Below are 4,576 nucleotides of genomic sequence, written 5' to 3'. Positions count from 1 at the left end.
CGCTGCGCGGACTGGAGCGGGACGGCCTGGTGACGCGCACCCAGTTCCCGACGATTCCGCCGCGCGTGGATTACGAGCTGACCGATCTTGGGCGTTCCTTGTGGAGTGCCGTGGAGCCGCTTGGGGTTTGGGCGCGGGGGCATGTGGGGCATATCACCAAGGCGCGTGCGGGGTTTGATGAAAAGATCGGCTTACAAGATTAGCTTAGAGCTGATTGAATCGTTATACGTTCGTTAACTTAAATTTTAAAAATGACAACTAAAGGAAGCGCCAAAGCGCAATCACCACAATAGCGGCCGTCAGCGCAGCGGTAAGCCAATCCAGCCAGTCCATATCAGAGGCAATCCATCATTTGACCGGCTTCCAGATCGCAACATCGGTTGCATTCACCCGCCTGGGCAACAACCCTGCGCTAAAGAAAACATCAGCAATGCGCTGCTGCTCACCCAATGCATCTACCGCCACAGCACGTACGTCATAACTACGGCGACTATTGGCCAGTTCGATCGTGGGTACGTCCAACCCCCATATCGGCGCCAGGAAAGCCGCAGCTTCCGCCGGATGCTGCTGCACCCATAGCCCAGTTTTCCTCAATTCCGAAAACACGATGCCAAGCACAACTGGATTGGCATCGGCAAATGCCGTCGACGCCAGGTAATAGCGTTGATAGCTGGCGAGGTTGCGTCCGTCCGCCAGGATCCGCACCGAAGATTGACGCTGAGCGCCTGCCAGGAACGGATCCCAGGTCACCCACGCGTCGACGCTGCCGCGCTCAAACGCGGCGCGGCCATCGGCCGGCGACAGGTAGGCCGGAGAGATGTCGGTAAATTTCAAGCCAGCCTTCTCCAGCGCCGCGATCAGCAGGTAGTGAACGCCTGCAGCCTTGGTAACGGCAATCTTCTTGCCTTTCAGTTCGACGACGCTTTTAAGCGGCGAGTCAGCGCGCACAACGATAGCTTGCGCAGACGGCGAGGGCGCTTCCTGCGCCACGTAGGTCAGCCTGGCGCCGGCCGCTTGCGCAAACACTGGCACGGTATCGGCGACATCCGCGCTAAGGTCAACGGCGCCGATATTCAGCGCTTCGAGCAGCGGCAGGCCGCTGGGGAATTCATGCCAGCTGACCGTGACGCCGCTCGGCGCCAGCAGTTTTTCCAGTGTGCCGTTGGCCTTGATGATGGTGAGCAGCGTCGACGACTTTTGATAGCCTATGCGCACGTTCTTGTTTGCAGTTTGCGCGAATGCCGGGGAAGCCATTCCTGCGCTGAGGGCAAGTGCGGATAGCGCTGCGATCAGGCGGCGCCGTTGCAGGTTGTGCGGCAGGTGGTTTTTCATGGGATTCAGGCAGATGAGAGAAGGAGGGCAATCCGGATTCAGATGGCGTGAATGGTTTCAAGCGCGTCGAGTACTATCTTGCGGTAGGCGCTTAGTTCAGGCGAACGGCGGTCACGCACATTGCCGGTTTCGATGGAAATGTCGGCGGCGATGGTGCCGGGGCGGCTGTCGAGGATGACAACGCGGTCGCTGAGATAGATGGCCTCATCGATGTCGTGCGTGACGAGCAGCAGGGTGGTGCCGTTTTCGCGGGCGATGTCCAGCAGCAGGTCCTGCAGCTTCATGCGCGTAAACGCATCGACTGCGGAAAACGGCTCGTCCAGCAGCAGCAACTGCGGTTTTGAAAATAACCCGCGTGCGATGGCGGTCCGTTGCGCCATGCCGCCCGACAGCGATTTCGGCAGCGCCTGCGCGAAGCCGTCAAGGCCGACACGCTTTATCAGCTCGGCGGCACGCGGATCGACGCCGCTTTGGCGGCCGATATCGAAAGCGACGTTTTGCGCCACCGTTAACCATGGCAGCAGGCGCGGCTCCTGGAAGATGAAGCCGATCTCGCGCGACACGCCATCCACGTTGCGGCCCGCCAGGCGCACCTCGCCGCGGTACTCCCGTTCAAGGCCGGCGACGATGCGCAGCAGAGTGCTTTTGCCGCAGCCGCTGGCGCCGACCAGCGATACAACCTGGCCGAGGCCTATGTCGAGATTGAGGTTGGCCAGTACGGCTTGTGCGCCAAAGTCCTTGCGCGCGATACGGATAGACAGCAGTTCAGTCATGATGTCCGTTCCTCAGTGTCGGGACGAGGCCAGCACATCGCGCCAGCCCAGGTAGCGGCGTTCCAGGTGTTTGAGTATGCTGTCCGATAACTTCCCCAGCGTCGCCAGGATAATGATCGCCGCCAGCACGATATCGGGCCGGCTGCTTTCTCGGCCGTCGGACAGGAGATAGCCGACACCCTTGGTGGCGGCGATCAGTTCAGCTGCCACCAGGAACATCCACGCCAGGCTGAGGCCGTTGCGCAAGCCGGTAAACAAATTCGGCAGCGCCGCCGGCAGCAGGATGCGGCGCACCAGTTCGCGTGATGACAAACCGTGCACCTGGCCGACTTCAATCAGCTTGCGATCGACATTCTGGATCCCGGCAACCAGGTTGACATAGACCGGGAAAAACGCGCCGATGGCAATCAAGGTAATCTTGGGCAGCTCGTCGATGCCAAGCCATAACAGCAGCAGGGGAATCCAGGCCAGGCTGGGAATCGCCCGCAGGGCCTGGAACGACGGGTCGAGCAACGCTTCGGCCCGGCGGTTGACGCCGACCAGCACGCCGACCGCCACCGCCAGCAGCGCGCCTATGGAAAACCCGAGCGCAACACGCAAGCTGCTGATGGCAATGTGCGCCGCCAGCCCGCGCGACGCCAGCGCCAGTATGGTTTTGCCGATTTCACTGGGAGGCGGGAACAGCCGCGAAGGAATCAGCTCGATTGATGCAGCGCCTTCCAGCAAAGCCAGGAACAGCACCGGCAGCAACAGGCCGAGCAGCCATGTGGATGCGGAACGCGGTCGGGAAAGAGGTTCCAGTGTCTGCGCAGCTTGCAATCCAGCGGTGCCGGTCTCCGCGGAAAATTCTGCGCTGCCGGCCGCGGCGGTCAATGACGATTGGCTGCTCATGAAGAATTTACGCTTGCCGTATCACGCTTCGCGCAAAACTCGGTTCAATCAGCGTCGTGATGGTTTCGCTCAGGTTGGTGCCGCTCTTGACCAGTTCTTCATCGACCAGGATAGGCGCGGCAGCGCGCAAGGCCGCCACGTGTTCGCTGCCAATCAGCGGATTGGAAAAATCGTTGCGCTTCAGCTGCAGCTGCGCGACCGGCAATGAAAGCCTGGCTTCTTCGGCGATCAGCCGGGCAGTGTCGTCCGGATTCTTGATGATCCAGGCGCGCGCCCGTTCGTAGGCGCTGATCACGCGCCTGACTTCATCCGGATACCTGGCGGCGAAACTTTCGCTGACATTCAAGAAGCCGTAGGTATTGAAGTTGACATTGCGATAAATCAGGCGCGAACCCGCTTCCAGTTCGCTGGCGGCCAGATGGGGATCGAGGCCAGCCCAGGCGTCGACACGTTTCTGTTCCAGCGCGATGCGGCCGTCGGGATGCTGCAGATGCAGGATCTCGACATCGTTCTTGCTTAAGCCTTGTTCGTGCAGCGCCCGCAATAAAAACAGGTAGGGATCGGTGCCTTTGGTGGCCGCGATTTTCTTGCCCTTGAGTTCTTTCACTGACTTGATGGTGGAATCCTTGCCGACTGCAAGGGCGGTCCATTCCGGCCGCGAATAAACATACACGGCCTTGACCGGATTGCCGTTGGCGCGCGCCAGCAGCGCAGCCAGGCCGGCCGTGCTGCCGAAGTCGATGCTGTCGCTGTTCAGGTATTCGAGGGCGCGATTGCTGCCTTGGCTCAGCACCCATTTGACTGAGGCGCCGGTTGGCTTGAGGTCTTCTTCGAGCCAGCCGAATTTTTTCAGGACCAGGCTGGGCGGCGAGTAATATGCATAATCCAGCCGTATCACCTTGGGCGTTTCCGCCGCATTGGCGGCCAGCGGCGCGGCGAGCCAGGCCGCACCTGCGGCGCCGATGCGAAGAAAATCTCTGCGTTCCATTCTAGTCCTGAGGGATTGTGCTGAATGGAAGGACTTTACGGAGGAAGTCTTGTTTGAAAAACGATTTTTTTTGTGCTTGTTTATGCGCTTATTGCATGTCTCGCTCCTACATGCGTGAGCTCCGGGCTCCTTTATATGGATAACAACTGTCGCCGCACTTCCATGAAACGGCGGCATTCTTCTTTCAGCCATTCGCAAAACACCGTCACGCGCCGGTCGTCTTCGTGCTGCACCAGCAGCATATAGTGCGCCGGGGCCTGCACCAGCCGGCCGAAAACATGCACCAGCCGGCCGCTCCTTATCTCGTCAAGAACCATGGCAGTGCGCGCCATGGCCACGCCCTGGTGATTCAAGGCGGCGCCGACGGCCAGGATCGACATGTTGAACTGCACGCCGCCGAGCGCGTCCAGCCAGTCAGGACGTTCCGCTTCCAGCCAGGTTCTCCATTCGATGAATTCGGGGGCGCCGGCCCATGGCGCGGAATCGTGCAACAGGGTGACGCCCGAGATGTCTTCGCCTGCGGCGAACTGGGGATGGCTTGCCAGATATTCCGGCGTCGCTACCGGCATCAGATATTCGTCGAGGATGCGGT

General features: G+C 60.3%; 6 protein-coding genes. 1 reads left to right on the top strand and 5 read right to left on the bottom strand.

The window, feature by feature from the left end:
• On the top strand, positions 1 to 203 hold a 203-nt coding region (locus tag JWQ61_RS20865; RefSeq protein ID WP_304362201.1), incomplete at its 5' end, for a helix-turn-helix domain-containing protein.
• Between the two features lie 145 nt (positions 204 to 348).
• Here JWQ61_RS20865 and JWQ61_RS20860 read toward each other — a convergent pair.
• From JWQ61_RS20860 to JWQ61_RS20840, 5 genes are all read right to left on the bottom strand, one after another.
• Positions 349 to 1,332 (bottom strand): aliphatic sulfonate ABC transporter substrate-binding protein, encoded by a 984-nt coding sequence (locus JWQ61_RS20860; protein WP_304362200.1) that lies wholly within the window; start codon positions 1,330 to 1,332, stop codon positions 349 to 351.
• A 38-nt stretch (positions 1,333 to 1,370) separates the two neighbouring features.
• Positions 1,371 to 2,105, bottom strand: a complete 735-nt coding sequence (locus tag JWQ61_RS20855) for an ABC transporter ATP-binding protein (RefSeq protein ID WP_304362199.1) — start codon at positions 2,103 to 2,105, stop codon at positions 1,371 to 1,373.
• A 12-nt stretch (positions 2,106 to 2,117) separates the two neighbouring features.
• Positions 2,118 to 2,996, bottom strand: coding sequence for an ABC transporter permease (locus tag JWQ61_RS20850; protein ID WP_304362198.1), 879 nt, complete (start codon positions 2,994 to 2,996; stop codon positions 2,118 to 2,120).
• A gap of 7 nt (positions 2,997 to 3,003) precedes the next feature.
• Positions 3,004 to 3,984, bottom strand: a complete 981-nt coding sequence (locus JWQ61_RS20845) for an aliphatic sulfonate ABC transporter substrate-binding protein (protein ID WP_304362197.1) — start codon at positions 3,982 to 3,984, stop codon at positions 3,004 to 3,006.
• Between the two features lie 131 nt (positions 3,985 to 4,115).
• Positions 4,116 to 4,576 (bottom strand): LysR substrate-binding domain-containing protein (locus tag JWQ61_RS20840; protein ID WP_304362196.1); only part of this gene is annotated, 461 nt, incomplete at its 5' end.

Source organism: Collimonas fungivorans (genome assembly GCF_028292705.1).
GTDB classification, from domain to species: Bacteria; Pseudomonadota; Gammaproteobacteria; order Burkholderiales; family Burkholderiaceae_D; genus Collimonas; species Collimonas fungivorans_B.
Note: the sequence above shows the minus strand (reverse complement) of the source record. Positions and strands in the feature narration are given on the sequence as shown.